Source organism: Streptomyces sp. NPDC017943, assembly GCF_044328425.1.
Lineage (GTDB): Bacteria > Actinomycetota > Actinomycetes > Streptomycetales > Streptomycetaceae > Streptomyces > Streptomyces djakartensis_A.
Genome location: NZ_JBIRHH010000006.1, coordinates 333,241 through 358,659 on the forward strand (window position 1 = coordinate 333,241; position 25,419 = coordinate 358,659).

Below are 25,419 nucleotides of genomic sequence, written 5' to 3' on the forward strand. Positions count from 1 at the left end.
CAGCCGGCGCGCGGAGCCGCCATCCGAGCGGCAGACCTCGTGCAGAGAGTCCCGCGACCGGCGCCCGTGAGGGGGGTGGTGCCAGGCCGTGATACCCACCCCGCCCGCAAATGATGTAGGCCAACCCCTACAGACAAATTGATCTTGACCCGCCAACGTGAGCGGGTGCCATCTGCCTCGCCTCCGCCGGACTGGGTCCTCGCGCGTCGGCGGCAGGTAGGCGAACAGATCCGCGCCTTACGGCTGGACGCGAACCTCACGCAGGAGACCGTCTCCTTGACCGCCGGCATCGACCGCCCCTCCGTCGTCCGCATCGAGCAGGGACAGCAGTCCCCGACTCTCGACACGCTCATCCGTCTCGCCGAAGCCATCGGCGTCCCCCTGCGAGACCTCGTTGGGTGAGCGGCCCGCCCCCGACGGGGGACAGGGGCAGGCCGCTCGGTCCCGCTACCGGCCCGGCCGGCGTGCCGCAGGCCGGGAGCGGGGGTCAGTGGCGCGGGTGCCGGCGTATCCGCACGTTGCAGTCCGAGACGCGCGCCCCGTCGCCCTCAGCCCGGGCCGTGCTCCGCTCGCGGGCCCAGCGCTCACACGCCGTGCAGCCCGGCGCGGGATCCGGTTCGGGCAGCGGCTCGCCGAGGAGCGGAGCGTTCTCCATCGTCTTCACTCGCGGGGTCACAGCCACCCCCGACGCAGATGCAGGCGCAGCAGCGCCGCGCCGATCGGGCACGTGTCGCTGCCCCGGCACTCCCGGCAGTGCTCCAGCGTGTGTTCGAACAGGGCCACATACGCCTGCTCGGCCACGTGCCGCCGGCAGCCGCGAGGGAACCAACGCATCGGCGATGACGTACCGGCCAGCTCGGTCATGCGCTCGCCGAGGTCAACCGCGGATTCCCCGGTGAGCACATCCTCGTGGCGGTCCCACACGCACACTCGGCCCTGCACCTGCTCGTCGGTCAGCGTGGCCAGGTCGGGCACGGCCAGCTCGGCTATGGCCTGTGGGGTGACCTCCGTTGTGCTGCTCATCTGCTACCCCTCGTGTATCTCGGCCCAGACCTCCGGTGCGTCCGCCGTGTCGCAGCTGCCCCAGTGGTCCGCGCTGGCGAGCGCGGGCAGGACTCTGCGCCAGGCGGCTATGTCCCGGGGCTCGGGTGCCGTGGCGTGTAGGCGGGTACGGCCGCCGTCCAGCACGAGCAGGTGCACCGGCCCGTCGAGGGCCCGTTCCAGCGCGGCTCTTAACGCCGCTGCTCGCAGGCTGATAGGCACAGCACATCCCCGGTCTCGTGCGAGAGACTGACTCTCGTACGAGAGTAGCGAGACCGGCACTACTCTGTCACGCAGGTCACACAGAAGGGAGGCGGACAGTGAGCACCAGCGAGCCGCCGCTGTACCTGCGCGTAGCTGACGAGCTGCGCGCCCGCATCACCTCGGGTGAACTCGCGCCCGGGTCCCGCCTCCCATCCGTCGCCGAGCTGATCGAGCAGTACGGCGGCAGCAACAGCGTGGCCAGCCGCGCGTACAAGGTGCTCGTCGATGACGGCCTGGTCGTCTCCCGGCACGGCGTCGGCCACTACGTCCGCGGCACCGAGACGCCGGAACTTCTCGTCCGCCAGCACCGCCGCCGGTCCGAGGACAGCCCGTTCGCGCGGGGCGTGGCCGAGCAGGGCGCGGTGGGCACGTGGCGGCACGAGTCCACCACCGAGCAGGCGAGCGAGGCGCTGGCCGCCCGGCTCGGCATCGACGCCGGGGCGCCGGTGATGCACACCTCGTACGTCTACCTCGCCGACGAGCGGCCCGTGCAGCTGGCCGAGTCGTGGGAACCCCTCGCGCTCACCGGGCAGTCCCTCGTTGCGCTGCCCGAGGTCGGCCCCTACGCCGGGGTCGGCGTCGCGGCGCGGATGCGGGTGCTGAGCATCGAGGTCGGTGACCCCGTCGAGCGGGTCCGCGCCCGCATGGCCACCCGCGCCGAGGCCCAGGCCCTCGGCATGACCCCGCCCGGGCCCGTCCTCGCCGTCGAGCGGACCTACTACGACCAGGCCACCGGCCGCCCCGTCGAGACGGCCGACGTCGTCATGCGCGGCGACCGGTGGGTAGCGGTGTACGGCGAGGCCCCGGCCGTGCGCTGACCCCGGGCACGACAAAGCGCCCCCGCCCTCCCCATAACCGGGGAGGACGGGGGCAAGTTTCGTGGGGGGCACACGTCCCGGGCCGGCCTCCCACCACGGGGCCGGGCCGGGGCTCACACACCGGTGCGGTAGAACTCCTCGATCTCCTGGGGGGTCGGTTCGGGGGTACCGCCGAGGCGCTCGACTTGGTCGCCGCGCCGCTTAGCCCACCCGATTGCGTCCCACAGCAGCGTGCGGAAGCGGGTGAGCTGCCGCTGCATCTCGCCGTGTTCCTTCTCCAGACGCTCAACGCTCGCCTGGAGGACCGACAGGTCGACCTGCTTGGACGTGGGGGCGGAGTTGATGCGCGCGGCAGACCGTGTGCCTCGGTAAGTGAGAACCCCCATGGTGATGGTGCCGATGACGCTGATGGCTGCACCGATGATTCCCCAGGCGCCGTTCATCCAGGTCTCCCCTCAGCCGCCTGGCCAAGGTTCCGGGGTGATCCGGCATCAGGCGGAACTCGTGATGCGCACCAGATCACCCCACAGTGCGACGTGATGTACCAGACGAACAGCCACAGGCCACGGGCGTAACCGTCCGCCAGGCCCGCCCAGCCGTAGGCGAACGCCCACAGGGCCGGCGGGGCGGACGCGGCGACGAACCCCCAACCGTCCCAACCGAAGCGCAGCCAGGCCGAGCAGAACGTGGCGGTGCCGCAGATGATCCACACCCATGCCCAACAGTGCAGCGGCGCGAAGTGCAGCAGCAGTTCCAGGCCGCCGGTGGTCGTGGGCGGGTCGAGGATGAACGACGCACCGAGGCAGACCTTGCCGATGCCCATGAAGATGAGGAACGGGCCGCGGCGGCCGAGGTGCCCGGTGAAGCGGCGGCCCAGCCGTCTGGTCAGCCGCCGGGCCGCCGCGCGCATCAGAGGGCCGCCGGTCCGCTCGGCGCGGTGTGGCCGCCGGGCCGGGCGACCGTCTCCGTGATGCCGGGCCCCTCCGTGCCGCCGCTCGTGGCGATCGCGGTGAGCACCGCGAGGGCAGCGGCCAGGCCGCCGATGCCGAACGCGTCGCCCCAGTCGACGTCGAGCAGGCCGAGCCCGTCGGCGCTCACGGCGCCGAGGGTGCCCTGCGCGAAGGTGCGCACCGCGCGTTCGATGGTCGCCTTCCAGAAGGCTCCGGTGGTCAGGGTCATGGTGTCGTCCTGTCTGTGAGGTGAGATGGGGCCCCGCGAGCAGCGCTGAGCGCTACTTCGCCGGCAGGGTGAGCTTCTGGCCGGGCGTGATGTCGTCCGGGTTCTTCAGGCCGTTCTGGGTGGCGATCTCCCGCCACCGGTTCCCGTTGCCGAGCTTGCTGGCCGCGATCGACCAGAGGGTGTCGCCGCGGGCGACGGTGTACGTGGCGCCGGGCGACCAGCCAGCGGGGTGGGCGAGCAGCTCGTCGACGTCGCGGCGGAAGTCGGCCATGTCGATGCCGCGCGGGTCGACCTTCCAGTCGGACCACTCCAGGTGCCCGATGCCGCTCCGGGCGTTCCAGCCGTGCGACCGGCAGATGGCGGCGGTGGCCCGGACCATGGCGTCGTACTGCACGCGCGGCCACGGGTCCTTGCCGTCGCCCTTGTTCTCGCACTCCCAGCCATAGAAGCGGGCGTTGCCGTCGACCGCACCGGCGGAGCCGTCGTGCTCGGTCGGCGCGGCCGGGCGGGTCTTGTAGGACTCGCCGATCACGGCTTGGAGCACGTCGCCGTCCCCGCCGCCCGCGTGGTTGGCGCGGCCGTTGCCGGTCAGGTGCACCACGCCGTCCTTGGTGATGCAGCCGGTCGCGAGCGGGCCCGGCAGGGTGCTGTGCCCGCGGAAGATCAGCCCCACGACGTCCACGCCCGGCCCGGTCACGGTGTGGTGGATCATCACCCCGTGCACCGGGCCCCACTTGCCCTTGTGGTTGCGGTTGTTGCTGCGCCAGCCGGGCACCTCGTGCACGGTGCAGCCCTCGGCACGCAGCGCGGCGACGAGCCGGTCAGCAGTGAGCGGTGTGGCCACTGGGGGGCCTCCAGACATGAGAAAGGCCCCGGCCAGCCGGCGCGGGGCGTACGAGGGATGAGGCGGTCTACTGGATGTCGGTAGCGGTCGTGTTCGGCGACGTGGAGGCGTCCTCGATGCCGGTCCCGCCGGATCCGGACCACGTGCCACGCATGTCGTTGCCGAACCGGTGGATCGACGTGCCGGACGAGATGGACAGGCCGCGCACGGCCTTCGTGCTGGACCCGCCCGGGCGGCACTTGTTGCCCGAGATGGCCACGCCCGCCGGGTTCGTCGACACGCGGATCCCGTACGCCGAGGTGTTCCCGCGGTTCGCGCCGTCCACGAAGTTCCCGCGGATCTGGATGTCCGTGCCGCCCTGCACGAGGATCCCGCTGGACCACGGATCACGGACCTGGTTGTCGAGGATGTTCGAGTTGTTGCTGTCGACCATCGTGATGCCGTGCGCACCACCGAAGATGATCGAATTGCCGATCACCACGGCGTTGTTCACGGCCTCGGTGGAGATGTTTGTCCCGGCCGTGTTCGCCACGATGTTGCCGTTGACCACGGCCCGTTCCACCCGGTACAGGCGCAGCCCGGACTGGCCGCCGGTCGTCCCGTCGATGACGTTGCCGACGATCGTCACGCCGAGGATCTGCCCGGTCGTCTCCCCGTACGCCACGATCGCGTTGTCGTAGCTCCCGCCCGACCGGAACGAGTTCCCGACGATGGAGATGTTCTTCATGTCCTGGCTGGCGCCGGTGGCGTTGCCGTTGACGTCCTTCGTGTCCTCCGGGTCCGATACGATCACCGAGCGCAGACGCACCCCGCCGCCGCACGAGACGAACGTGTTCCCGGTGATCGTCACGTCTTCCCAGTTGTACGCGCTGATCGCGTACTGGACGACGTTCTCGAACGAACAGTTCGCGATGCGGATGCGGCGATGCCGCTTGCCGATCGTCGCCGAGTGGGAGCCGATCCCGCGCGGCCACGGCGTGGTGCCCGCCGTGTCGGAGCCACCGAAGTGGCACCCGGTGATCGTGACGTCCTTGGTCTCGGTGTGGTCGTACGGGCCGAACCCGCCGAACACGGCGGCGCTCTTGGCCAGGTCGATCTGGATGGCCTCGCTGAAGTCCCGGCCGCCCGGGTCGACGTACCCCCGGAACTGGCAGTTCGTGACGAGGGCGTGGTTCGTCGAGTTCAGCTCGATCGCGTGGAAACCGGGCAGGTCGCGGACCTCCAGGTCGCGGATCACGATGTCCGTGGCGTGTCCGATCGAGATGCACATGGCGGACGCGGTTAGCCCGGCCGTGGTGCCGCGCATGTTCCACAAGCCGCCCTCGATGGTGATGCGGGAGTGCCCCGTGTACCCGCCGAAGGCCTGGCCGGCGTCACCGTTGATGAGCATGGTGGCGGCCACGTTCCGCCGGAACTCCGCCCCCTCCCGCAGCGTCAGCCGGGTGTTGCCGTAGATGCGGAGCGTCTGCCCGATCAGGTACACCCCGGGCGGCACGAGCACCTGCGCCCCGCCCCGGTCCCGGGCCGCGTTCAGCGCCAACTGGATCGCGGCAGCGTCGTCGGCGGAGCCGTCCCCGACCACGCCGTATGACGCCACGTTGATGACGCTGCCGCCGGTGAGAGCCACCTCCAGCATGTACTGGAGGCGGCCGGCGGTGATGGCCATGCCCGGGTACCAGCGGCTCACGGGAGTGGACAAGGGGAGCCTCCTACAGGGCAGCGATAGCGGGTTGAGCGAGGGCGAGCGACGCGCCCGCGGGGTGGGCCTTGACGACGCCGTTGACGCTGCGCACGACCGTGAGCGTCTGCGGGCTGATCTGGTCGAAGTTCCGGTAGCGGATCTCCGCGTTCGTGTTGGTGTTGCCGGTCGCGGAGATCGACCGCAGGCCCACCGACCCGGCCCCGGGGAGCGTGGAGTCCGTCACCTGCACCTGCCAGGTGGCCGGCTCCGCGGTGCCCACCCGCCACGCCTTCGCGCGCAGCGTGGACCCCGCCCCCTGGAAGCGGAGCCGCATGTACGTGCCGGGGGTGTGCGTCAGCCCGGTGGTGTACGAGCCGAGCACGCTCTCGGAGTTGGCGAGCCAGCGGCGGATGCCCAACACGATCGCGCCCGCCGTGGTGAACTCCAGCCGCGCCATGTACATGTTGTCGATGTCGACATAGCGGGCCATGATCGCGCCCGTCAGCGACGCGCCCGTAGCCGCAACGCTGCTGGTCATGTCGACGTAGATGTCGAAGTCCGCGGCCGGGGCCGGCAGCAGCGAACGGCGGGACACGCCCACCGTCGACAGGGTGTGCACGCCCTGCCCGCCGGTCACGTCGTAGTTTCCGGCGGCGCCGCCCGCGGTGGTCCACGTGCCGCCCACGGTGGCCGCGCCCCACGAGTCGACCAGCGTCCGGGCGAACGAGTCCTTCCGCGAGCTGGTGCACGCGGTGACCGTCATCGTCTCGCCCCCGGCCCGCACCAGGGCGGGGTACACGGCCGGATCGGTCGACCAGGGCGGGCCCGCGGTCGTGAAGACGTCGACACCCGTCTCCGCCGTGGTGAGATCCTCCGCGAGGCGGGAGCCGTCGGTGTCCGCGCGGCTGTGCGACGGGCCGTCCGCGACCGCGACCAGCCACGGTTCCCCCGGCTTGCAGTTGAAGACGATGTCCCACTGGAACGGGCCCTCGAACGTCTCCTCGTAGCCCTGCACGATCAGCTCGATGTCCCCAGGGGCCACCCAGATCGGCGGGTTCTTGATGACGAGCCGGTCGCCCACGTCCACCGCGAGGATCTGGTCCAGCAGCTCGGGCGGTGCCTTGTGCACCATCACCCGGACCTGCGGATACCGGCGGCCCTCGTAGGTGCCCAGCCGCAGCCGCCAGTACGCGATCGGCTCCGTCTGGTCGTCCGAGTGCAGGTTCAGCGTCTCCTGCACGGGATAGGCGCCCACCCCGTTCGGCGGGGCCTGCACCGACAGGGCGCCCTGCTCGAGTACCGCCCGGCCGCTGGATCCGCCCGTCCGGGAGATCGTCACGTCGTTCTCGGTTCCGTCGTCGTCACCGGTGGGCTCCAGCGGCGCGGCCAGGCCGGGCTGCGTGTAGTCCAGGGTGAGCGCCGGGCGCTGGCTGTACATGCTGGCCCGGGTGCGGTAGGTCAGCGCGGGCCGCTCCCGGTCCTCGTACAGGATCCCGCCGTCCGCGTCGGCCGCCTCCTCCAGCAGCGCGAGCACCGGCGCGGGCGACTGCGGCCCCACCCGCTCCTGCTCGCGGGGCGGCCCGTACACGGACACGGGGAGGGACTCCTCCTGGGCCAGGCGCCGCATCCGGGCCCCCGCTGTCTCCCCCGTCCACGCGTCGATCGCACCGTCATAGGCGAACGTGTACTCCACGTCGAACACGGAGATATGGCCGATGGCCATGCCGTTGAGGGCCTGCGCGTAGCCGTCGGGCGGGGAGGCGACACCGACCGGCCGGCCGGACGTGCCGGGGAAGGTGCCCGTGAAACCGCCCGCGTCGCCGCCGACGTCCATCCACGAGATACGCCAGCGGACGGTGCCGCCTTCCTGCACGACCCGGAAGCGCACCATGACCCACTGGCCGTAGAGGTCGTTCTCTGTGCCGATGAGCTGGTTAAACACCTCGGCGCCGGACCCGTTCTTGCCGATGATGCGCGTCTGGCTGTTGCGGGTCTGGACGTACCACTCCCGCACGGTGCCGGTGCTCAGGATCCGCATGAACGTGTAGTGGGTGTCGTTGATCTGGTCGAGTCGGTAGATCCAGTGGACGGACCACGCGGGCAGGCTCGGGCCCGACCCGCCCGGCACCACGCCCAGCATCCGCGCGTTGTTGCCCGACGTGGAGTTGAGCACCGGCAGGGCGTTGCTGCTCGGCAGGGAATCGGCGCTGCCCCAGTCCACCTCGGTGAAGTCCAGCGGCGCGACGCCCGGGATCGGCGAGTACCCCTGAGTGGCGCGCGGGCCGTCCTCCAGCGGCCAGTACGCCAGCGGCCGGTACGAGGGGATACGGCGGCGGAGCGTCGAGTCCAGGGCCGAAGTGCTGCGGCCCAGGCGCCGCAGGATGCCCGCCGTCTGCGCGTCCACCCACGCGTGCGCCCCGGAGGGATGCCAGCGCGTCGGGTAGGCGGCCAGCTCGTGCACGAGCCGGGTCCGGCGGTCGGTGATGCGGGCCGTACCCGTCAGCGTCCACAGGCGGCCCGCCGAGTCGGTGAAGCTAGTGGTGCCCGCAGCCTGCGCGCCGAAGTTCGGGGCGGCCACGATGGGCCCGTTGATGCCGTTGCGGACCTCGGCCCGGTAGACGCGTCCGGCGACCGCCGGGCGCACACTGCCCTCGTCGAGCTGCTCGGGAGCGATCGTCAGCGGCGCCGTGCCGACGAACACAGACAGCGTCTCCGGCACCACGATGTCGTCGCTGAACTGCACCCACGGCCCGTCCAGGGACGGCGCCCAGTACAGACGGATGGTGACCCCGCCCGCCCCGTTGTCGACGTCCATCGTGCCCCGCACGGCCGCGCGGCGAGGCAGCGCCGGCAACGGCCACCGGCCGAAGGTTCCGGTCGTGCCGTTGCGGGCGCCCAGTATGTACAGCGAGCCGCTTTCCAGGCGCAGCGTGTACGACCGGTTTCCGGGCCCGCCCCACTTGCCCATGAGGGTTTGGAAGCCGGGGGCGTACCAGTCGGCCTCGCCCTCCCATCGCAGGTCGAGGTCTCCGGTGATGTTGAGGCTGGTGTGGCTGGGCGTGGCGGCGTTGTTGGCGCCGTTGCCGTCCAGCTCCAGCGCGGGCGTGCCCGCGCGCACCGACACCCGGAACGGCGTGTTGCGGCCGAACTGGCCGTAGTACGGGCCCGCCGGGTTGTCCGGGGAGAACCGGCCGTCGGTGTTGTTCAGCAGCGGGGCGCACGTGGACGGGTCGACGCGGGCGCCCTGGTCCTGCCGGCCCCGCGAGTGCACGAGCGCCTGCCGCTTGAGCATGTTGCCCGTGGCGTCCACCCACGTCCCGCCGATGAACAACTCCCCGCGCAAGTCCAGTTCCACGGCGCCCCTCTTTACGGTCGTCGTCCTCGCCCGAAGGCCTTCTGTACGTCTCCGCCGCCCCGGACGGCGACGGACTCCCGGATGATCTGCGTGAGCATCGCCTCTACGCGGTTGCCCGAGCCCTCGCGGACCTCGAGCACGACCGGCGCGGGCCGGGCCGCGGCCGGGGCGAGACCGCCCGGGACCGCGCCGAGCCCGAGCCCGGGCACCGCCATGTCCGGCACCGGCAGGCCCGGCATGCTGTCCATGACCCGCCGCACATACGGCAGCTGCTCCGAGATGCCGCGGCCGAAGTCCTGCGCGAGCGCCCGCCCGGAGTGCAGCGTGTAGCCCTTGCCGCTGAACGGCCCCTCCTTGGCCGGCGAGAACGGGAAGAAGTTCCGCGCCGCCTTCACGACGCTGCTCGCGGCGTTCCTGACCGAGCCGATCATGCCCTTGATGCCGTTGATGAAGCCCTGGATCAGGGCGCGGCCGGCGCCCAGCAGCAGTCCGCCGAGGTTGCCCAGCGCCGAGCGGGCCCGGCCGGGGATGCTGCGCACCAGCGACACGAACGCGACGGCCTTTTCGGCCGCCACCTGCCGGAACCGGTTGAAGGCGTTGGAGGCGATCGAGCGCAGGGTGCCCGCGAGTCCGGCGATAGCCGAGCCCACGCGGCCCGGCAGGCCGGTCATCCACGAGACCAGCTCCAGCGCCTTGCGGACGGCCCAGTCCTTCGCCTGGCCGAACCAGGCGCCGATCTTGCCGGGGATCTGCGCAAGCCACTGGATCCCGGCGAGGATGCCGTTCACGGCGCCCTTGACCTGCGCCACGATCCAGTTCCACGCGATCATCGTGTAGGCCTTGATCGTGTCCCAGTTGGCGATGATCAGCGCGACCAGGCCCACGACGATCGCGATGATCCAGCCGACGGGGCCCATGGCGATCAGCCACTGTGCGGCCATCGTCGCGGCCCAGATGACCGCGCGGGCGGCCATGCGGGCGAAGTTCGCGACCGCCACGGCCGCGGTGCGGATCATCTGGGCAGCGAAGCGGGCCATGCCGCGCAGCGCCGCACCGGTCCACGCTGCTGCGGTGCGCGCTGCGTTGGCCGTGGCCGAGGCAGCGATGCGGGCACCGGACGCGACGGCGGTGGACGCGGTCGACACCCACCGCCGGGCCACCGTGCCCAGCCGTGAGTTCATCAGGGTGGATGCCGTGTCGACCACCGACGACGCGGCCCGGAACGCCTTGAAGGCGACGACGGCGCTCAGGACGGCCCCGGCGAGGACGTTGAGAACGTCCGGCGGCAGCGCGTTGACGATCTCCGCGAGGTGCAGGGCGACCGTCGCCGCGATCCCGATAAACGGACCCAGCGCAGCAATCAGCTTCAGGACGGCCTGCGCGAGCGTGCCGAGCGTCTGCGCGCCCTGCTTGGCCAGAGCGAGGAACTGCGCGAACCCTTCGCTGCCTTGGAGGGACTGCCCCCACTCGGCGAACCGCTGCGTCAGCGACACCAGGCCGCCGGTCATGCCCTCGCTGGCCGGCAGGAACGCCTGGAGCAGGCCACCGAACCCGATCGCCAGGTTCTTGATCACCTGGAGGAAGTCGCGCAGGGCCGGGCCCGCCGCAGCGGCCATGTCCGCCGCCCACTGCTTGAAGCCCGCCGAGCGGACGCCGGCCCCGACCTCGTCGAGGAACCCGCCGAATGCGTCGGCCGCCGCCTTCACGAACGGTGTCAGGCTCGGCAGCAGGTCCCGGAGGATCTGAATGCCCTTGGTGAACACCGGCATCGTGGTGCCGGACAGCCCGTCAGACCACGCCTTGAAGTCCGACTTGAGGCCGATGAACGCCTTCGCCGTCTCCTGCGTGGCCGGGGGGAGCTGCGCGAGGGCGTCGGTGTAGGCCTTCTGCTTCTCCGCGGCGTCCGCGGCCCCGGACGCCGCGGCCTTCTGCGCCTCCTCGGCGAGCGTCGCCACGTCCTGAACGGCCGTCCACTGCTGCCCGGCCGCCAGGCTGAACGCCTTCACGGCGATGCCCGCGGCGGCGGCGCCCGCGGCGAGCCCGCCGAGCGCCGCCCCCACCGCGGCGACCGCGGGCAGGCCCACGCCGATCGCGCCGACCGCCAGGCCCACTCGGCGCACCGCCGGGGCCGCCATCTCCGCGTGCGCCCGGATCCCGTCCGCCAGGCCCCGCCCGGCCGCCTCGCCCTCGGACACGAACCGGCCGCGGATGTCCCGCAACCGGCCGTCCACGTCCCGCTGAAGGCCCCGCATGCGTAGGCGGGCCGCCTCCATGCCGCGCGTGAACCCGGAGTCGTCGGCCCGGATGAAGCCCACGAGTTCGCCGATGGACAGGGCCACAGTGCACCCCCCATCGGCGCCCGGTGGGCGCGGTGTTCAGTTGTGCCGGTCAGCGCCGCAGCGCGGCCCGGATCTGCTCGTCGTCGTCGATGACGGAGATGTAGTCACCCGCCATTCGGCGGAACAGTGCCTCGCCGCTGAGGCCGCTCAGCAGGGTGTAGAAGCGGCGCCGTGTCAGGCGCGCGATGTCCTGCGGGCCGAGGTGGTACTCCCTCTGGAAGTCGCACTCGACCGCCCACCACCAGCGGCGGACCGCTTCGCGGGTGCGGCCCTCCTCGCCGCGCGGTTCGGCCCCTTCGGGCCGACCGTTTTTCCCTCACCGGCCCCCTTGCGCACGAGGTCCAGCGCCTCGGCGAAGGTGAGGTCCGTGCCGCCGGCCTGCGCCATGCCCCAGGTGAGGACCGTCTGAAACTCCAGCGCGCCCATGCCCGCCTCGATCCACTGGTCCATGACGTCCGCGCCGAACAGCAGCGCGATCAGCTCGGCTACGTCCTTCTCGTCCTGGGAGTCGCTCAGTTCCTCCAGGCGGCGTTCCATCGCGAGCGGCACGTCCGACGGGACGCGCACCTGCACGCCGCGGATCGTCTCCGTGCGGCCGTCGGACACCTCCGACCAGAACGCATCCCACGTTTCATGATCGGCGGCGGGCTTGCGGGCAGGGCTCACGACTTCACCGCCGTGGTGTCCGCGCCGGACCGGGTGAACGTCGCCGACCAACTGGTCTTGTCGTTGTTGCCGCCGCCCTCGTCACCCATGTTGACGTGAGCGGTCCAGATGATCCACTCGTCGTCATCCTTGTGCGCGTACCGGATCCTCCCCAGCGACGCCGCGCCGAGCCGCTCCGACAGGGTCTCCACCATCGCCTGCCCGGCGTCGATCGCCCCCGTCACGCTGTCCCGGAGCCGCATACCTTCCAGCTCCAGTTCCTTGCTGATCTCCATCTTCTCGGACTCCGCCTGCCCCTCGGAGGCGAAGGTGGTGGTCTCGGCGGTCTCCTCGTCGTGGGACTTGGACCACGTGTTCAGGCCGCCGATCTCGATCCACTGGTTTGGTGTGGTGACGTTCTCAATTTCGAAGAAGACGTCCCTGGCGTTGTATTTTTGAAGGGCCATCAGTGCCTCCAGGCATGCAAAAGACCCCAGTCGATGACTGGGGCCTTAGGTTGGTTACTTACGGCGTTTGTCGCCGGGCGGCTTCTCGTTCACGGTGGCAGGCCTTGCAACTCCGCCGCCCTTTGTAGAGCCGAGTGTTCTGAGCGTCGTACGGATGGCCCTTCGGGCAATGCGTCCTGAGCCTCTGGGTACGCCCAGGTGCGATCCCACGACCGAGGTTCACGCTCCTGGTGACCGGCTCCAGGTGGGCGGGGTTCACGCAGTGCCGTACCCGGCACAGGTGGTCCAGGTCCAACCCCTCGGGCACCTCACCCACATAGTGAAGGTAGGACACACGATGTGCGTTGGCAGCTTTCCCCTGGAAGCGGAACACTCCGTACCCGTTGTTCCCTATCGCTGCGGTCCATACCCAGCAGCCACCAGCGCTGGTCTCGAATTTGCTTGTGAAGCGCGCGAGGGTAGCCTCGTCCACGTCAACCTCTTCCCGGGTTGGCCGCGCCCCGGGGGTGTTACAGCACCTGCCGGGGCATTTATGTCTCCGCCATTCTATTGACGGTGCGCCGAGACGTTACGAATATCCAACCGGAAGTTGCACACGTGCTCGTGCCGACCGCTGGTGTCCTGGCCCATGTAGGCGGGCGCGGCCTGGATCGCGATGGCCAGTTGCAGGAACGTGCCGTCGGGCAGGGTGAGCGGGCCGAGGCCGTGCAGCTCGTCCCGGATCGCCGCGCACTTCTGCCGCGACGGCCGGGGGTCGCGGCCGCCGCGGGTGCGTACCTGGAGCGACACCTCGTCGAACGGCAAGCGGCTGTCCGACTCGGGCCCGCCGTACAGGGTCAGCGTCACCGCCTCGTCCGGGCGGCTGGGGGTGGTCTCGATGAACGTGTCCCCGGTGGTGCCGTAGGGGTCGTAGTCGAGCAGGCCGCGGGCGTCGAGGTGGCGGGCGATGCCGTCGAGGAGATCAGCCACGCAGCCACCTCCGTAGCGACACCTGCATGAGCCTCAGCACGACGTCCCGTTCGCTGTTCATCGGGGTTTCCAGGTACTTGGCCTGGCGCCCGGGGAGGTGCTTCCACGTCAGTTCCTCGTGCTGCCGGACCGCATACACCGTGTCGAACGTGATCGCGCCGTTCATGCCGTCCCGCACGACGCGGCCCGTCCGTTCGAGGGTGCCCTCCTCCAGCGGCACCAGTCGGCGGGCCTCGCCAAGGATGTGCTCCAGGCCCCGCTGCAACCCCTCCTCGGCGAGGCGCCGACCGCGGGACGTCCAGTGGCGTTGCCCGTCGAACCGGAGTCGGGTGTACTGCGCCACGGGCACCCCCTACGCGAGTTGCACTTCGAGGTGGTCGGGGGTGGGCAGGCCGCCCCCGTCGTGCGGCACCACCGCGATGACGGTGGTGGTGGTGTCGTCCGGCAGGGTCACCCGCGCCTCGGCCTCGATTCCGGCGTCCAGCCGCGTGCGGAACGTGCCGGACGACGTGGTCTCCTCGCCGTTCTGGCCGCGCACGGTGCGGATGCTGCGTTCCAGCAGGCCCCGCACGACCGTCGGGGGACCGTAGCGGGGCCCGTAGGCGGACTCCCCGAGGTAGGCCTCCACCGTGACGTCATGGCGCAGCAGGAACGCGGGGAACCCGCTCACGTCCACACCACCTGTTCGAGGTTCAGCTCGGCGAGGATCTCGGCGGCCTCCGGGGTGAGCGCCGTGTCCTCCGCGGTCGCCACCGGCGCGGACTGCCGCGAGAACGACAGGCCGCCCGCGCTGATCGACGTCCACGGCGACGCGGCCGGATCCGAGGCGTCCCCGGCCGCCGCCGCGTCCCGCTTCGCCCACACCTCCACCTGCGCACAGGTAGCGTCCCGGAACGCCTCGCGCACGTCCTCGTCCGACGGGAAGCCAGCCGGATCCGTGTCGTACACGGCCGCTTTCGTGGCCGCGGAGACCAGACGGGAAGCCCGCGCCAGCAGCCGAGCCGCACCCGCCGGGGCCTCAGTCCCGGTGTACGCCTCGTACTCCGCCGTCGTGGCGTAGACGCGGGCCACCGGTCACGCCTCCTTCACGGGCGGCTTCGGCTGCGCGGCCGGCCGCCGCTTCGGCTCCGCCGCCGGGGCCTGCTCGCCGTCGCCCTCAGCGCGCCGCCACACCTTCGAGCCCGTGGCCGAGGCGGCGAGCTGCTGGTCCCGCGGGGAGCCGTCCACGGTGAGGACGGTCTCCACCACCTCGTGATCCTCGTTCAGACGCTCGTACCGGCCCATCAGCCGTTCTCCTTCCGGCTGTAGCGCTCGGCCAGCTCGTCACGGGTGGCGGCCTCGGCGTCCTCGCGGGGCATGCCCTGCGCGGTCGCGTAGTCCACCCAAGTAGCCTTCGATGCGGACTTGGCGGGCGGCTCCTGCCGCACCTCAGACGCGGGCACCAGGCCCTCGCCCTCCGGGTCCTCCACCACCGGCGGCGCCCCGATACCCGGGGCCACGACGAGGGGCCCGTGCGGGTTGGCCAGGCCAGCGTTCGACGGCGGTACGTCGCCCGGGCGGGGGTCGACCGCCGCATCCCGCAGCGGCGCCGTGTCCGGGACGTCCTGCACGAACCGGGGGTCCGGCACGTCCACGGTGCGCGCGGCGGGCGGGGTGTCGGTGTACGTCTCGCCGTCCACGGTGTATCCGGCGCCCTGGCAGTACGAGATCACCGCCGGGTCGTCGGTCTCCGCGATACCGTCCTCGAAGTGGACGCCGCCGGGGCCCGTGCCGGTGAAGCTGCGGTTGGGGCTTTCGATGCGTGCCATGTTCAGGCCTCCTGTCAGGCGCTCTTGATGTTGCGGAAGACGCCCGCGGCCTTGGTGGCCTTGAGCACGACGGCCAGCGGCCCCATCTCGACCTCACCCGTCTTCACCGCACCAGCGCGCGTGAAGTCGGGCAGCCACGTCTCGACCAGGTCGCCGACGACGGACACGCCGTGGAACCCGTCGAGGCCGTACCGAACGGCGTACAGGTCACCGAGGTTGGTGATGTTGCCGCCCGCGCCGCCCGCGTCGGTGTCTCGGGTGACGAGGCCGATCACGTCGGTGTTGCTGCCGGCCTTGGTCTTCAGGTCGACGAGGTCGATGCCGTTGTAGCGGGTGATGGGCCGGCCGAACGCGTCGGACGACTTCTCGTACTGGTCGGTCCACATCGCCAGCCGCTTGAAGAGGGCCAGGGTCTTGCGGTTGCCGTAGATCACGTCCGGGGTCTCGTCGAGGCTGGCGAGCCACGAGTCGATGTGCGTCATGGCGGCCATGGCGGTCGCCTTGTCGTTGACCGCGGTCCAGTCGACGTAGCCGGTGCTGACGCCGTTGGAGAGCGGCAGGTACTCGGTGGACGTGCCGGTGAGGATCTTGGACAGGCCGTCGAACCCGTTGGAGTCGACGGCGGTGTCCCCGTTGATCACGGCGTCGGCGAACTTGGCGCGGGCGGCCTTGATCTTCTGGGACATGTTCAGTGCGACCGCGCCCGACGCCGCGGCGCCGATCCGGGCGACCACGCGGTCCACCTGGAAGGCGCCACCGAGGGGCTTGAGGTCCACGGTGTAGCGCTGGGTGGTGACCTCGGTCGGGCTGTACTCGGAGTTGATCGCGCGGAAGTCCGCGGACACCTGGGTGATCAGGCGCCGGTATCCGTACGTCAGGGTGTCGCCGCCGGTCGGCGAGACGACGTCGTCGAACGTCATCCGGCTGAGGATGTCCGACGACTTGGCGAACTCGTCGATGACCTGCACATCGACGTCGTCCTGTGCGTTGAGCTTCGCCTCCGCAAGGGTGACGGGCATGTGGTGCTCCTAGGGTTCAGCCGCCGAGCTTGGCGGCGATGGCGTCGTGCAGTGAGGTGGGGCGGCGCTGGGTGCCGGGCCCGCCGGTGAAGTCGCCCCCGCCCCGCCGCGGCACCAGGCCCGTGCGGAGCTGCGCGTTGCTGTCGACGGCCGCCTTGATCGCGTCGTCGAGCTTGGTGGTGAAGTCACTTGCCGAGGGGTCCAGCCCCTTGACGGACTCCAAGAACGAGCGGGAGTCGAGGAGAGCGGCCGGGTTGGCGCCGTGCTTGTCGGCGGCCTTGTACGCGGCCAGTTCGACGGCCAGCGTGCGGTTGGTGCTCTCCAGCTCCCCGATCCGGGTGGTCTGGGTGGTGATGGTGCGGGTCAGCTCGGCGGGGTCGGCGGGCTTGTCGTCCTTGACCAGGCCGAGGGCCTTGCCGATCTCCTGCGCGAGTTCCTGCCGGGCTTCCTGCGCGGCGTTCGCCTTCGCGGTGGTGCGGGACTTGCCGGCCTCTTCGCGCGCCTCGCGGATGACCTTCGCAACCGGTTCGGGCAGGGACTCGACCTTGCCATCCCACTGGAATTCGGCCCACGGATCCGACGATCCGGGCTGTCCGGACTGCTGTCCGCCCTGGCTGGAGCCCTGGGCCCCGGTACCTGCGGCGCCCTGTCCGGACTGTCCGGGCTCACTGGATCCGGGCTGTCCGCCCGATCCGGCGGCGCCTGCGCCCTCGTCGCTGCCACCCGCGATCGCGTAGACGGGCCTGCCGCCCACGTAGCCGAGGATCGTTCCCGCGGCGTGCGTGGCGAGCGGGTGACGGAAAGGGATCTTGTGCATGTGCCCTCCTGGGGCGCATCGGGCCCGCGCCTGGCGGGCCGGTGGGTCAGCGCGCGGCGCCGATCTGCTCGCGCGCGGGCTTCCTGCGCAGGTGCTCGTGCGCGGCGATGTGCTCGCGCTGGGCCTTCTGCCACTCGCGGACCTTCGCCCCGGCCACGCGGCGCGCTGTGTCGTCCATGGCGGCGGCCTGGCGCCGCTTCCACCGGCGGATGTGGCGCTCGATCTCCCGTTGCCGCTGCGTGTCCTCGTAGGTGGTGCCCGGGGTGGGATGGTCGGGCGGCCGGGTGGTGACGCCTGGGATGTACGCGGCGAGGCTGTGGCGGCAGTTCGGATGGAACAGGCCCGCGGCCCGGGCCTCCGTGAGGCTGCCGGCGACGTGCACGGCGATGATCCGTGGCCGTCGGCGCAGCCTCCCTACGGTCTCGGTGGCGTGCTCCGCGCGGATCGTGTGCGGCCCGGACTGGCCGGATAGGGTGAGCGTCTCGCCCTCCCACGGCCGGCACAACGGGCACTCCAGCGGCGCATCCGACACGATCACCAGGCCTACGCCGATCTCGGCGAGCGCATCAACGTGGCCCTCGATCGCGGCGCGGGCGGTGACGGACCGAACGGCCATCTCCGCATACGACGCCATGTCCCACGAGCGGCCCGCAGAGTCCACGAACCCCGTGACGCCCCGGTTCGCGAACTGGTCCAGGGCCCGCTGCGCGGCCTGCCGGCGGGTGAGCCCACCGAGCAGCGTCGAGGCGGACGCCCGGGACGTGATCGCCCGGTACACGTCGACCACGACGCGCGTAATGCGGGCGTACACCGGGCGGGTGTCCTCCGCGAGGGACGCGGCCAACCGGTCCACCGCGGGCGCGCCCGGCAGGGCGTCCCGGGCGGCCAACTCCCGGCCGATGTCCAGCGCGCCCAGCTCGGCGACCGCCGCCTGACGGCCCCGGTTGTACGCCTCCACCAGGGCCCGCCGCACCGCCCCGTTGGTGTCCTGCTGCAGCGCTTCGGCAACTACCTCCACTGCAGAGCGCAGGTTGCCGACTGCAGCTAGCTTCAGCTCAGCCCAGCGCGGCGAGTCGATGTCTGCAGCGAGCGCTGCAGCGAGCTTCTCCAACAGGGCGGCCTCAGCGTCCTGGTACAGCCTGGCTACCTCGCTCGCCAGATCCTCCGCCATCGCTGGGGACACCGGCATTCGGCACCCCCTCGCCCTCGGATCCGGTCTCGGCCGGGTCGTTCACGAGCTGGCCCGTCTCGCGAAGGATCCGCTCGGTTTCCTGCCGGACGGCTGTGTCGTCGAGCTCGGGCGAGCGCATGCGCACCTTCGCCTCGGTGCTGATGGCCTGAGCCTGCGTGAGCAGCGCGAGCGTCTCCGCGACGCTCTTGGGGTCCTCGCTGACGGAGTCCCCGAACTCGACCTTGGGCCGCTCCGGGGCCACCTTCGAGAACCCCAAGCGGGCGTCCATCATGAGCTGAACTTCCAGCATGTCCGCGAGCACCGGCCCCCAGTAACGGGCCTTCTTATCGCGGGTGATCATGCTCTTTCGCTCGCGGGCCACCACCTCGGTAGCGGTCACCGCGGCGTCCCCGTCCATGCCGAACGACTGCGCCGAGTACCCGGCCAGCTTCACCGCCTGCCGCACGATCGCCTCGGCGCTGCGCTGGTGCTCCTCCACCCGGATGGCGAACTGGTTCTCGGTGATGGACTCGCCCGACGTGGGGGACGCGTTGATCGCCGCGACCACCTCTTGATCGAGGTCGAACGTCGCGCCGAGCCCGGGCCCGGCACTGTTCAGGTAGCCGGCCGGCACGATCAGCCGGGCCTTCGCGAGGCGGATGTCCCGCAGCCACGACGTCCATGTCTCGTCGAGGGCGTGGAACAGGTCGTGAACGCCCTGGTAGTCGGACCGGCCGAGGGGTGAGCGGCGGTCCTGCCGGTCCGGGCCCATGTTCCGCACGTAGCCGGCGGTCAGCCGGGGGATGCCGGTGGTGATGGTCTGCCCGTCGCCGTCCGGGTCGAGGGAGCCCACGAGGTCCGCGGTTGCCTGGTCCTCGGTGAGGGGCACCGCGCGGCCGAGGTTGGTCGTGGTGCCCTCGTACAGGCCGTGCAGGATCCGGCCCGGCTCGTGCCGCTCCAGGTGCCGCAGCACCCGCACGCCGTCGGCCGCGACCTCCCGCCAGAACGTGACCGCGGTGAGGATGCCGCTGGACCACTCGGGCACGGCGGTGTCGGCGTGGTGCACGGTGAGCAGGGCCCGCTGTGCGAGGTCGGCGTTCCATGTGACGCGCAGATAGGCGCCGCGCAGGGCGGCGGCCACCTCGGCGGCCTCCAACAGGGTGTTGGCCAGGCCCCCGGCGTCGGCCAGCTCGTCCAGCCGGGCCTGTGTGGCCGCAGTCTCCACGGTGAGCGTGGGCGGTTCGGAGAACAGCAGGTCGGCCGAGGTGGTGGCGATGTCGCCGGGGAGCGGCACGTGAAGGGCGTGGTCCGGGGTGTCGAGTCGCTTCGGTCGCTCCCAGAATCGGCGGAACCGGCCCGTGTCGGTGACCTCGGCGGACTTGGGCCGGTACGCGGCGCGGATGCGGTCGCGGTCTCCGGAGTACCACGCGTCGTCCACGGCCATGGTGGCGAGTGCGGCGGCCATCTCCGGGGGCGGCCACGGGACTCCGTTCTCAGGCAGGGGCATCGGGAGCGTCCTCCTGTCCGGCTCGCTCCAGGGCGTCTGCGGCCTGTCGTAGGCCATCCGCGATGTCCGACACGGTGAGGGTGGCCTTGCCGTCGGAGTCAACAGCCACCAGGGCCTCGCCGATCTGCACGTCGGTTCCGTTGCCTACGCGCAGGTACAGCGGGATCGACAGCGTCGCAGCCATCAGGCGGCCTCCTGGTACTCGATCAGGCCGCGCCACTCGTGCGCGGTGGAGTGGAGCGCGTAGCGGAGGGCGTCCGCGCTGTGGTCGGCCACCTTCAGCGGCTTGTCCTCGCCGCGCTCGGCGGCCTTCTCATCCCAGGCGTAGCCGGGCAGTTCGCCGAGCAGGCCCGTGCACGAGCGGTGGATACGCAGCAGCCCGGAGCCGAGCGCGACGGACACGGACCGGATCCCGTCGATGACGTCGTTGACCGCGGGGGCGATGTTCGGCACCCGCTCGGTCCACAGCTGGTTCATGAACGAGGCGGCCGACGGGTCCACGAAAATCCATTCGGGGCGGACTCCGCGCGCCTGCCCGTGCTCGCCCGGACGCCGGATGCCGGCCAGCCACTCGCGGACGTTGCGGCTGTACTCGGCGTCGGTGAGCTGGCGCAGCGCGGTCGCGGACTCGTGCCGGTACTCCGACACGGCATACAGCTTGTCGTCCTCGCCGTGCCCGATGAGCACCGCAGAGAAGGGGTTGACGGTGCCGTAGTCGATGCCGACGGCGGTCCAGCGGCGCATGTACGGCATGAGGTCCACGACGTGGCGGGCCTCGTCGAACATGTCGTAGACCGCGCCCTGCGCGAGGCACCACTCGCCGAGGATGAATCGCCGGTACCACAGGCCGGTGTACTGCGCTTTCAGCCGCGCGACGAACCCGGGGTCCAGCGACGGGTTGTCGTCGAGGGTGAAGTGCCAGTTCGTGAGCCCCACCTCGGCGCCGCGAAGGATGAACTCCTTGCGTAGCCAGTGGAACGGCCCGTCCGGGTTCGTCGTGGCGAGCAGCCGGGACTGCGCGCCGACACGGAGCCGGGACAGCAACATCATCCAGAACGCGTGCGGCACGAGCGTCGCCTCGTCGACGTAGGCGAGCGCGATCGTGGCGCCTCGAATGCGGCCCTCGGCGCGGGCGTCGGACGCGCCCACGAGGTGCACGGTGCGTCCCAGGATGGTCGCGGTGGTCGAGCCGGTGGTGTGGTGGACGTGCGCGGCGAGCGGCCCGAACAGGTGCCGGGACTGCAACGGGTCCACGAGGTTCCGCTCGATGGTCTGGAGCGTGCGGCCGACGACCACGATCAGGCCGTGATCGGGCGCGGCCACGAGCGCGATCAGGAACGCGATCAGGGACGCGATGGTTTTCCCGGACGACACGGCCCCGGACCACAGGGCAAGGGGCGCCTGCTGCGCCTCCACGATGCTCGCAACCTGCTTGCGGGACAGGGGAAGCGGGACGTCACGGAGCATCACCCGCCCCCTCGTTCATGGCGTTGTACGCCGCGGTGAGGCCGGCGGCGAGCTGACCGAGCATGCTCTTCGCCTCGTCCACGCCGTTGTTCGTGTCGAGCGCTTCGAGCTTCGCGGCCTGCGCGAGGTACTGGCCGGCTGCGGTGGCCAGGGACCGCTCCTCGGGTCCAGGGACGTGGTCCAGGGTCCTGGTCTCGATGCCGTTGACGGTGGTCGCGGTGAACTTGTAGCCGCTGGTCTCGTCGGCTTCGAGCCGGTCGTAGATCTTCTCGGCGCGGGTGTAGGCGCGCAGGACGAGCGCGGCGCGCCGGGCCTTGGCGTCCATCACTCGTGCCTGCGTGGCTACGGCGGTCATGGTGCGGTCGAACGTCACGGGCGGGTCGAGCTTCTCGGCGATCTGGCTGATGGTGCGCGGCGACCGCTGCAACTCTCTGGCGATCTCGTTGCGGCCCTTGCCCTCGGCGGCCAGGCGGCGGACGGCTTCTCGGTCCTCGTTGGTGACGGGCCGGTTGTACTGGTTCGGCACGGCGTCACCTCCCGGGTGCTACTTGCCTCGGCGGGCGCGGGTGCGGGCCGCCTTCTTCGCCATCTTGCTGCGCCCGGCTTTCGTCTTGCCGGCGTTGGCGATCTTCGCGGCCTTCTTCTTGCTCATGCCCTGGTCTCTGAGCGCTTCGTAGGCGTCGACTCGTCCGGGCGTGATGCCGCGCTTCTTGCTGGCCATGGGGCCTCCGAGAGGGTGGTCCGCGCAGGGCGCGCGTCGGCAACCACCACGTGTCGTGTCGTGGGGTTGTGCCCTGCGCGGGGTCTGGGGGCATGCGAACGGCCCCCGCTCGGGTGGAGACGGGGGCCGTGGTCGCGAGGTCCGGGCACGCCGGACGTGGGGCCAGGATGGGGCATGATCGCGCGCAATGCAACTACGGGCGTAGTCGGGCCCCGTCGCGTTGGGTGGCGCGGCGGGGCCTCGGGTTTGCCGGGCGCTACCCGGCGCGAGTCACCAGTGTGGCGGTCAGCACTGGCAGTTGTCCTGCTTCTGCATGCAGTCGTAGCAGCGCGGGCAGTCGCAGCCGCACGCACAGTCGTCGTGCTCGGGGCCGAAGCCGGAGCAGTAGCAGCCGGATTCGCCGCAGGGCATGTTGTCGCTCATTGGTTCAGCCTCTCGCAGGGGTCTGACAGTGAGGTGCGGTCACTTCTTCGGCTGGCCGGGCACGGGCTTCTTGGGCTCCGGGTAGTGCCCGCCGCGCGAGGCCTGGAACGTGGTCGCGTGCTTCGCCTGCTGCTCGACGGACAGCTTCGCGCGCAGCTCGGACTGCGGGACGGATCGGCGGAAGGCCATGATGGTGCTCCTGTCTCTTCGCTGGGATGGGGACCGGGGCGGCCGGACGACTTGGCGGAAGGACGGCCGCCCCGGGGTAGATGGGCCGGTAGATCCGGCGGTAGACGGCGGTAGATGCGCCGGTAGACGTGCAGGTCAAGCGGCGGTAGACGGCGCAGGAGACGCCTCCTGCGGCTCGGCCGGGGAAGGGGCTTCGAGGTCCCTGCGACGCACCCCCCACGTGGGGGTGCCGGCCACCTTCACGGAGCGGCTGACGGGGATGTGCAGGCGCTCCAGATGCACGCGCAGATCGGTCACCTTCCTGCCCTCCCACTGGCCGTGCTGCTGAAGGTGGGCGAGGACCGCCCGGAGGTGCACCCCGGAGGCGTCCCCCATGACGTCCAGGAGGAGGCGCCGCACGGCCTCCACGTCGGGCACTTCGGGGGCGTCCGCGGGGGGCCTGTCGGCGGCCTCCGGGGAGGGCGCTCTCCCGGCCCGCCACGCGGCGGCGATCCACCCGGCCGAGAGCAGCCACAGCAGCGCCGGCAGGAAGCGCACGAGGCGCCACAGCAGGTACAGGCCGAGGGTGAGCAGCGCGAGGCGGAGCCAGCATCCGAGGGAGGCGCGCCAGCCGGTGAGGTCATCGCGGCGGGCGCGGGCAACCCATGCGGCGAGTCGCGCGCCGGTGCGTCGGGTGAGGGCGCTGGAGCCGTCAGCGAGGCGTCCGGCGGCGCGGGCGAGGCGGGTCACAGCAGGCCCGCCCCCTGCACCGCGGCGACCACGCCGTCCCCGATGCCGTTCAGCGCGCCGGGCAGCCACGCGAGCGCGCCCGCTACGCCCGCGGTCAGGCACAGAGTGCTGCCCACGTAGGCCCCGCCGATGATCCGGCGCCGGTCCTTCTTCCCGGCCTCCTTGTAGGCGAGGACGACGAGGGTCACGGCGATGACGACGACGACCGCTCCGGTCGCGCCGAGGCCGACGAGTTGGCCGGTGGTGAGGGCCTGCGCGGAGTTGGTGCCGGTGGTGGCCTGGCTGGTGCGCTCGCCTACGCCGTTACCAACGGTCCCGGAGCGGGAGTGGGCCCAGCCGAGGATCCCGCCCGGGCAGGCCGCGGCGCACGCGGCGCCCCCGAAACCCTTCCCGAACATGGCCAGCTTGGACATCTCCCGGCCGCCGCGATACCAGGGGTAGAGGTTGCAGGTGAGGATGATCAGGGCGAGCAGCAGCCCGCCGAGGGTGAGCGTGGACGTGGCGTTCACAGGTCGACTCCGGTCAGGGCGAGGAACGGGTCCCACCAGTGCAGGACGCCGAAGGCGCCGAGGCTGGCAGTGATGAGCAGGGCGCGGGGTACGGCGCGGCCGGTGTGCCGGTCGAGAGCCCAGGCGGCGGCGAGGGCCACGCCCGCGATGACGTAGGCGGCGCCGATGCCGGCCTCTGTGCGGGCCTGGTGGACGGTGTGCGACCACATGCCGACGGGGCTCTCTCCGCCCACCCACGGGGTGACGGCGGTGAGGATCGCGACGACCATGCGCCAGGTGAACAGGCGCTCCCACAGGCGTTCCCACAGGCGCGGACGGGGCTCCGGATCGGGGTCCGGGCTGGTGAGCAGCACTTCGTGAACGTGGCGGACTTCGACGATCCGGGGGCCCGGATCGGGCTCGGGAGCTACGGGCGGCGGCGAAGGGGGCGGCGGCATGCGCCAGGGCGGGGCCTCCCCGGGCTCGGGCGGCCGGGCGGGCAGCGACGCCCCGGCGGGGATGACGCGGGTCGGGGTGACGGGACGGGGCGCGGGCTCGTGCATGGGTGGCTCCTGGTGGCCGAGGGGGCGGGCGCCGAGACGGCGGAGGTAGTGGCGGGTGCGCAGCTCGTCACCGCCGGGCGATGCCGGCTGCGCACCCATCACGCGCTCTTGGGGAGCTGCGCCTGAATGCGCTGGGCGCGGCGCTGGCCGATTCGCAGCCCGTCTTGCAGCCGTCGCAGGGATGCGGGCCGGCCGGTCTCGGCGAGTGCATCCGCATTCAGCTTCCGGGCGGCTTCGAGCAGTTCCGCATCCGCATCCGGGGTGGTGATCTGGTGCACGACTGGGGCGGCTGCGGCGGGCTCCGGGCGCGGCTGCGCGGCGGCTGCATCCGGCAGGTGACCTGCGGGGGATGCGGCTGCGCACACCTCGGGGTGCGGCTGCGGGTGCGGCTGGAAGTCGAGGACGAGTCCGGCGGGTGCAGTCGTCTCGGTGACCTCTACGGCCTGCTCGGCTGCGCGCTCGAAGTCGTCGGCCGGGTGCGGCTGCGCGGGTGCGGCTGCGGTCTGGATGCGGTGCAGCGCCTCGTGCACCTGCCGCATGAGTGCACCGAAGGCGATGAGTGCAGCCGACGGGGGGACGGCTGCAACGACGTACTCCATCGGTTGCGCGCCGTGCCCGACGCCGAACACGTTGAGTGCGATGGAGCCGCCCGAGCCGACTGCGGCGAGTGCGTAGGCCCACCAGTCGACTACGCCGCGGAGGGACGCCCGGAGGACGAGCAGCTCCCCGGCGATGATGAACAGGTCGACGGTTGCGGGCCATGCCCAGGCGCGTGCTCCGGTGAGGCCGTTGGTGCTGGCGATGTCGTGCAGGTGCTCGTACGACAGCCAGAACGCGGCGCCGGTGAGAGCGATGGTGACGACAGCTGCGCCCGCGGCGAGTGCGGCGGTCGGGTTCTTCACGGCTCCTCCGGGA

34 protein-coding genes are annotated in these 25,419 nt (G+C 71.5%); 2 read left to right on the plus strand and 32 right to left on the minus strand.

What is annotated here, in order from left to right:
- Window positions 1-165 precede the first annotated feature (165 nt).
- Entirely contained in the window at window positions 166-402 is a 237-nt protein-coding gene (locus ACH4C6_RS21555; RefSeq protein WP_398110200.1) for a helix-turn-helix domain-containing protein, read from the plus strand.
- 270 nt (window positions 403-672) lie between these two features.
- Here the strand turns inward: ACH4C6_RS21555 and ACH4C6_RS21560 are convergent, their stop codons facing one another.
- Complete coding sequence (locus ACH4C6_RS21560; RefSeq protein WP_398110201.1) at window positions 673-1,023, minus strand: hypothetical protein; 351 nt, start codon at window positions 1,021-1,023, stop codon at window positions 673-675.
- Window positions 1,024-1,026: 3 nt separating this feature from the next.
- Entirely contained in the window at window positions 1,027-1,200 is a 174-nt protein-coding gene (locus tag ACH4C6_RS21565; protein ID WP_398110202.1) for a hypothetical protein, read from the minus strand.
- A gap of 161 nt (window positions 1,201-1,361) precedes the next feature.
- On the opposite strand from ACH4C6_RS21565, the gene ACH4C6_RS21570 reads away from it, so the two are divergent.
- Window positions 1,362-2,123 carry a GntR family transcriptional regulator gene (locus tag ACH4C6_RS21570; protein WP_398110203.1) on the plus strand — a complete coding sequence of 254 codons (762 nt, stop codon included), beginning with the start codon at window positions 1,362-1,364 and terminating at the stop codon, window positions 2,121-2,123.
- A 113-nt stretch (window positions 2,124-2,236) separates the two neighbouring features.
- On the opposite strand, the gene ACH4C6_RS21575 is transcribed toward ACH4C6_RS21570, so the two are convergent.
- From ACH4C6_RS21575 to ACH4C6_RS21720, 30 genes are all read right to left on the minus strand, one after another.
- On the minus strand, window positions 2,237-2,566 hold the full coding sequence (locus ACH4C6_RS21575) for a hypothetical protein (RefSeq protein WP_398110204.1): 330 nt from the start codon (window positions 2,564-2,566) through the stop codon (window positions 2,237-2,239).
- Window positions 2,563-3,033, minus strand: coding sequence for a hypothetical protein (locus tag ACH4C6_RS21580; protein ID WP_398110205.1), 471 nt, complete (start codon window positions 3,031-3,033; stop codon window positions 2,563-2,565). Before ACH4C6_RS21580 ends, ACH4C6_RS21575 begins: the two co-directional genes overlap by 4 nt.
- Window positions 3,033-3,302, minus strand: coding sequence for a holin (locus ACH4C6_RS21585; protein ID WP_398110206.1), 270 nt, complete (start codon window positions 3,300-3,302; stop codon window positions 3,033-3,035). The genes ACH4C6_RS21580 and ACH4C6_RS21585 overlap by 1 nt, the downstream gene beginning before the upstream one ends.
- Before the next feature lie 52 nt (window positions 3,303-3,354).
- Window positions 3,355-4,146, minus strand: coding sequence for an N-acetylmuramoyl-L-alanine amidase (locus ACH4C6_RS21590; RefSeq protein ID WP_398110207.1), 792 nt, complete (start codon window positions 4,144-4,146; stop codon window positions 3,355-3,357).
- A gap of 67 nt (window positions 4,147-4,213) precedes the next feature.
- Window positions 4,214-5,845 carry a right-handed parallel beta-helix repeat-containing protein gene (locus ACH4C6_RS21595; protein WP_398110208.1) on the minus strand — a complete coding sequence of 544 codons (1,632 nt, stop codon included), beginning with the start codon at window positions 5,843-5,845 and terminating at the stop codon, window positions 4,214-4,216.
- Between the two features lie 10 nt (window positions 5,846-5,855).
- Window positions 5,856-9,182 (minus strand): hypothetical protein, encoded by a 3,327-nt coding sequence (locus ACH4C6_RS21600; protein WP_398110209.1) that lies wholly within the window; start codon window positions 9,180-9,182, stop codon window positions 5,856-5,858.
- A gap of 11 nt (window positions 9,183-9,193) precedes the next feature.
- Complete coding sequence (locus tag ACH4C6_RS21605) at window positions 9,194-11,521, minus strand: hypothetical protein (RefSeq protein ID WP_398110210.1); 2,328 nt, start codon at window positions 11,519-11,521, stop codon at window positions 9,194-9,196.
- A gap of 174 nt (window positions 11,522-11,695) precedes the next feature.
- Window positions 11,696-12,187, minus strand: coding sequence for a hypothetical protein (locus ACH4C6_RS21610; RefSeq protein WP_398110211.1), 492 nt, complete (start codon window positions 12,185-12,187; stop codon window positions 11,696-11,698).
- A complete protein-coding gene (locus tag ACH4C6_RS21615) occupies window positions 12,184-12,633 on the minus strand; it encodes a phage tail tube protein (protein ID WP_398110212.1) in 450 nt (149 codons plus the stop codon). The genes ACH4C6_RS21610 and ACH4C6_RS21615 overlap by 4 nt, the downstream gene beginning before the upstream one ends.
- A 58-nt stretch (window positions 12,634-12,691) precedes the next feature.
- Window positions 12,692-13,105 carry an HNH endonuclease signature motif containing protein gene (locus ACH4C6_RS21620; protein WP_398110213.1) on the minus strand — a complete coding sequence of 138 codons (414 nt, stop codon included), beginning with the start codon at window positions 13,103-13,105 and terminating at the stop codon, window positions 12,692-12,694.
- Window positions 13,106-13,179: 74 nt separating this feature from the next.
- Window positions 13,180-13,602 (minus strand): minor capsid protein, encoded by a 423-nt coding sequence (locus ACH4C6_RS21625; RefSeq protein WP_398110214.1) that lies wholly within the window; start codon window positions 13,600-13,602, stop codon window positions 13,180-13,182.
- Window positions 13,595-13,945 carry a hypothetical protein gene (locus ACH4C6_RS21630; protein WP_398110215.1) on the minus strand — a complete coding sequence of 117 codons (351 nt, stop codon included), beginning with the start codon at window positions 13,943-13,945 and terminating at the stop codon, window positions 13,595-13,597. The genes ACH4C6_RS21625 and ACH4C6_RS21630 overlap by 8 nt, the downstream gene beginning before the upstream one ends.
- Before the next feature lie 9 nt (window positions 13,946-13,954).
- Entirely contained in the window at window positions 13,955-14,272 is a 318-nt protein-coding gene (locus tag ACH4C6_RS21635) for a hypothetical protein (RefSeq protein ID WP_398110216.1), read from the minus strand.
- Window positions 14,269-14,673, minus strand: coding sequence for a hypothetical protein (locus ACH4C6_RS21640; protein WP_398110217.1), 405 nt, complete (start codon window positions 14,671-14,673; stop codon window positions 14,269-14,271). The genes ACH4C6_RS21635 and ACH4C6_RS21640 overlap by 4 nt, the downstream gene beginning before the upstream one ends.
- Before the next feature lie 3 nt (window positions 14,674-14,676).
- On the minus strand, window positions 14,677-14,886 hold the full coding sequence (locus ACH4C6_RS21645; protein ID WP_398110218.1) for a hypothetical protein: 210 nt from the start codon (window positions 14,884-14,886) through the stop codon (window positions 14,677-14,679).
- The gene (locus ACH4C6_RS21650) at window positions 14,886-15,410 is read right to left on the minus strand and encodes a hypothetical protein (protein ID WP_398110219.1); all 525 of its coding nucleotides are present in this window, start codon (window positions 15,408-15,410) and stop codon (window positions 14,886-14,888) included. Before ACH4C6_RS21650 ends, ACH4C6_RS21645 begins: the two co-directional genes overlap by 1 nt.
- 14 nt (window positions 15,411-15,424) lie before the next feature.
- The gene (locus ACH4C6_RS21655) at window positions 15,425-16,429 is read right to left on the minus strand and encodes a major capsid protein (RefSeq protein ID WP_398110220.1); all 1,005 of its coding nucleotides are present in this window, start codon (window positions 16,427-16,429) and stop codon (window positions 15,425-15,427) included.
- 16 nt (window positions 16,430-16,445) lie between these two features.
- Window positions 16,446-17,246 (minus strand): hypothetical protein, encoded by an 801-nt coding sequence (locus ACH4C6_RS21660; protein WP_398110221.1) that lies wholly within the window; start codon window positions 17,244-17,246, stop codon window positions 16,446-16,448.
- A 46-nt stretch (window positions 17,247-17,292) separates the two neighbouring features.
- The gene (locus ACH4C6_RS21665) at window positions 17,293-18,417 is read right to left on the minus strand and encodes a phage minor capsid protein (RefSeq protein ID WP_398110222.1); all 1,125 of its coding nucleotides are present in this window, start codon (window positions 18,415-18,417) and stop codon (window positions 17,293-17,295) included.
- Complete coding sequence (locus ACH4C6_RS21670) at window positions 18,368-19,924, minus strand: phage capsid protein (RefSeq protein ID WP_398110223.1); 1,557 nt, start codon at window positions 19,922-19,924, stop codon at window positions 18,368-18,370. Before ACH4C6_RS21670 ends, ACH4C6_RS21665 begins: the two co-directional genes overlap by 50 nt.
- Window positions 19,911-20,108 carry a hypothetical protein gene (locus tag ACH4C6_RS21675; RefSeq protein WP_398110224.1) on the minus strand — a complete coding sequence of 66 codons (198 nt, stop codon included), beginning with the start codon at window positions 20,106-20,108 and terminating at the stop codon, window positions 19,911-19,913. Before ACH4C6_RS21675 ends, ACH4C6_RS21670 begins: the two co-directional genes overlap by 14 nt.
- Window positions 20,108-21,391, minus strand: coding sequence for a PBSX family phage terminase large subunit (locus ACH4C6_RS21680; protein WP_398110225.1), 1,284 nt, complete (start codon window positions 21,389-21,391; stop codon window positions 20,108-20,110). Before ACH4C6_RS21680 ends, ACH4C6_RS21675 begins: the two co-directional genes overlap by 1 nt.
- Complete coding sequence (locus ACH4C6_RS21685) at window positions 21,381-21,917, minus strand: helix-turn-helix domain-containing protein (RefSeq protein ID WP_398110226.1); 537 nt, start codon at window positions 21,915-21,917, stop codon at window positions 21,381-21,383. The genes ACH4C6_RS21680 and ACH4C6_RS21685 overlap by 11 nt, the downstream gene beginning before the upstream one ends.
- An 18-nt stretch (window positions 21,918-21,935) precedes the next feature.
- A complete protein-coding gene (locus ACH4C6_RS21690; RefSeq protein WP_398110227.1) occupies window positions 21,936-22,112 on the minus strand; it encodes a hypothetical protein in 177 nt (58 codons plus the stop codon).
- Between the two features lie 285 nt (window positions 22,113-22,397).
- The gene (locus tag ACH4C6_RS21695; protein ID WP_398110228.1) at window positions 22,398-22,535 is read right to left on the minus strand and encodes a hypothetical protein; all 138 of its coding nucleotides are present in this window, start codon (window positions 22,533-22,535) and stop codon (window positions 22,398-22,400) included.
- 39 nt (window positions 22,536-22,574) lie between these two features.
- Window positions 22,575-22,724, minus strand: coding sequence for a hypothetical protein (locus tag ACH4C6_RS21700; RefSeq protein ID WP_398110229.1), 150 nt, complete (start codon window positions 22,722-22,724; stop codon window positions 22,575-22,577).
- Between the two features lie 135 nt (window positions 22,725-22,859).
- Window positions 22,860-23,453: a hypothetical protein gene (locus ACH4C6_RS21705; protein ID WP_398110230.1), complete on the minus strand. Its 594-nt coding sequence runs from the start codon at window positions 23,451-23,453 to the stop codon at window positions 22,860-22,862.
- Complete coding sequence (locus tag ACH4C6_RS21710) at window positions 23,450-23,962, minus strand: hypothetical protein (protein ID WP_398110231.1); 513 nt, start codon at window positions 23,960-23,962, stop codon at window positions 23,450-23,452. Before ACH4C6_RS21710 ends, ACH4C6_RS21705 begins: the two co-directional genes overlap by 4 nt.
- Complete coding sequence (locus tag ACH4C6_RS21715; RefSeq protein WP_398110232.1) at window positions 23,959-24,603, minus strand: hypothetical protein; 645 nt, start codon at window positions 24,601-24,603, stop codon at window positions 23,959-23,961. Before ACH4C6_RS21715 ends, ACH4C6_RS21710 begins: the two co-directional genes overlap by 4 nt.
- A complete protein-coding gene (locus ACH4C6_RS21720) occupies window positions 24,603-25,406 on the minus strand; it encodes a DUF2637 domain-containing protein (RefSeq protein WP_398110233.1) in 804 nt (267 codons plus the stop codon). Before ACH4C6_RS21720 ends, ACH4C6_RS21715 begins: the two co-directional genes overlap by 1 nt.
- Between the last annotated feature and the right edge of the window lie 13 nt (window positions 25,407-25,419).

Excerpts from the sequence above, each read along its gene's own strand:
- ACH4C6_RS21560 (WP_398110201.1), bottom strand. The coding sequence starts at position 1,023 with ATGAGCAGCACAACGGAGGTCACCCCACAGGCCATAGCCGAGCTGGCC.
- ACH4C6_RS21575 (WP_398110204.1), bottom strand. The coding sequence starts at position 2,566 with ATGAACGGCGCCTGGGGAATCATCGGTGCAGCCATCAGCGTCATCGGC.
- ACH4C6_RS21580 (WP_398110205.1), bottom strand. The coding sequence starts at position 3,033 with ATGCGCGCGGCGGCCCGGCGGCTGACCAGACGGCTGGGCCGCCGCTTC.
- ACH4C6_RS21585 (WP_398110206.1), bottom strand. The coding sequence starts at position 3,302 with ATGACCCTGACCACCGGAGCCTTCTGGAAGGCGACCATCGAACGCGCG.
- ACH4C6_RS21615 (WP_398110212.1), bottom strand. The coding sequence starts at position 12,633 with ATGGCCCTTCAAAAATACAACGCCAGGGACGTCTTCTTCGAAATTGAG.
- ACH4C6_RS21645 (WP_398110218.1), bottom strand. The coding sequence starts at position 14,886 with ATGGGCCGGTACGAGCGTCTGAACGAGGATCACGAGGTGGTGGAGACC.
- ACH4C6_RS21650 (WP_398110219.1), bottom strand. The coding sequence starts at position 15,410 with ATGGCACGCATCGAAAGCCCCAACCGCAGCTTCACCGGCACGGGCCCC.
- ACH4C6_RS21655 (WP_398110220.1), bottom strand. The coding sequence starts at position 16,429 with ATGCCCGTCACCCTTGCGGAGGCGAAGCTCAACGCACAGGACGACGTC.
- ACH4C6_RS21660 (WP_398110221.1), bottom strand. The coding sequence starts at position 17,246 with ATGCACAAGATCCCTTTCCGTCACCCGCTCGCCACGCACGCCGCGGGA.
- ACH4C6_RS21665 (WP_398110222.1), bottom strand. The coding sequence starts at position 18,417 with ATGGCGGAGGATCTGGCGAGCGAGGTAGCCAGGCTGTACCAGGACGCT.
- ACH4C6_RS21670 (WP_398110223.1), bottom strand. The coding sequence starts at position 19,924 with ATGCCCCTGCCTGAGAACGGAGTCCCGTGGCCGCCCCCGGAGATGGCC.
- ACH4C6_RS21675 (WP_398110224.1), bottom strand. The coding sequence starts at position 20,108 with ATGGCTGCGACGCTGTCGATCCCGCTGTACCTGCGCGTAGGCAACGGA.
- ACH4C6_RS21680 (WP_398110225.1), bottom strand. The coding sequence starts at position 21,391 with ATGCTCCGTGACGTCCCGCTTCCCCTGTCCCGCAAGCAGGTTGCGAGC.
- ACH4C6_RS21690 (WP_398110227.1), bottom strand. The coding sequence starts at position 22,112 with ATGGCCAGCAAGAAGCGCGGCATCACGCCCGGACGAGTCGACGCCTAC.
- ACH4C6_RS21695 (WP_398110228.1), bottom strand. The coding sequence starts at position 22,535 with ATGAGCGACAACATGCCCTGCGGCGAATCCGGCTGCTACTGCTCCGGC.
- ACH4C6_RS21700 (WP_398110229.1), bottom strand. The coding sequence starts at position 22,724 with ATGGCCTTCCGCCGATCCGTCCCGCAGTCCGAGCTGCGCGCGAAGCTG.
- ACH4C6_RS21715 (WP_398110232.1), bottom strand. The coding sequence starts at position 24,603 with ATGGGTGCGCAGCCGGCATCGCCCGGCGGTGACGAGCTGCGCACCCGC.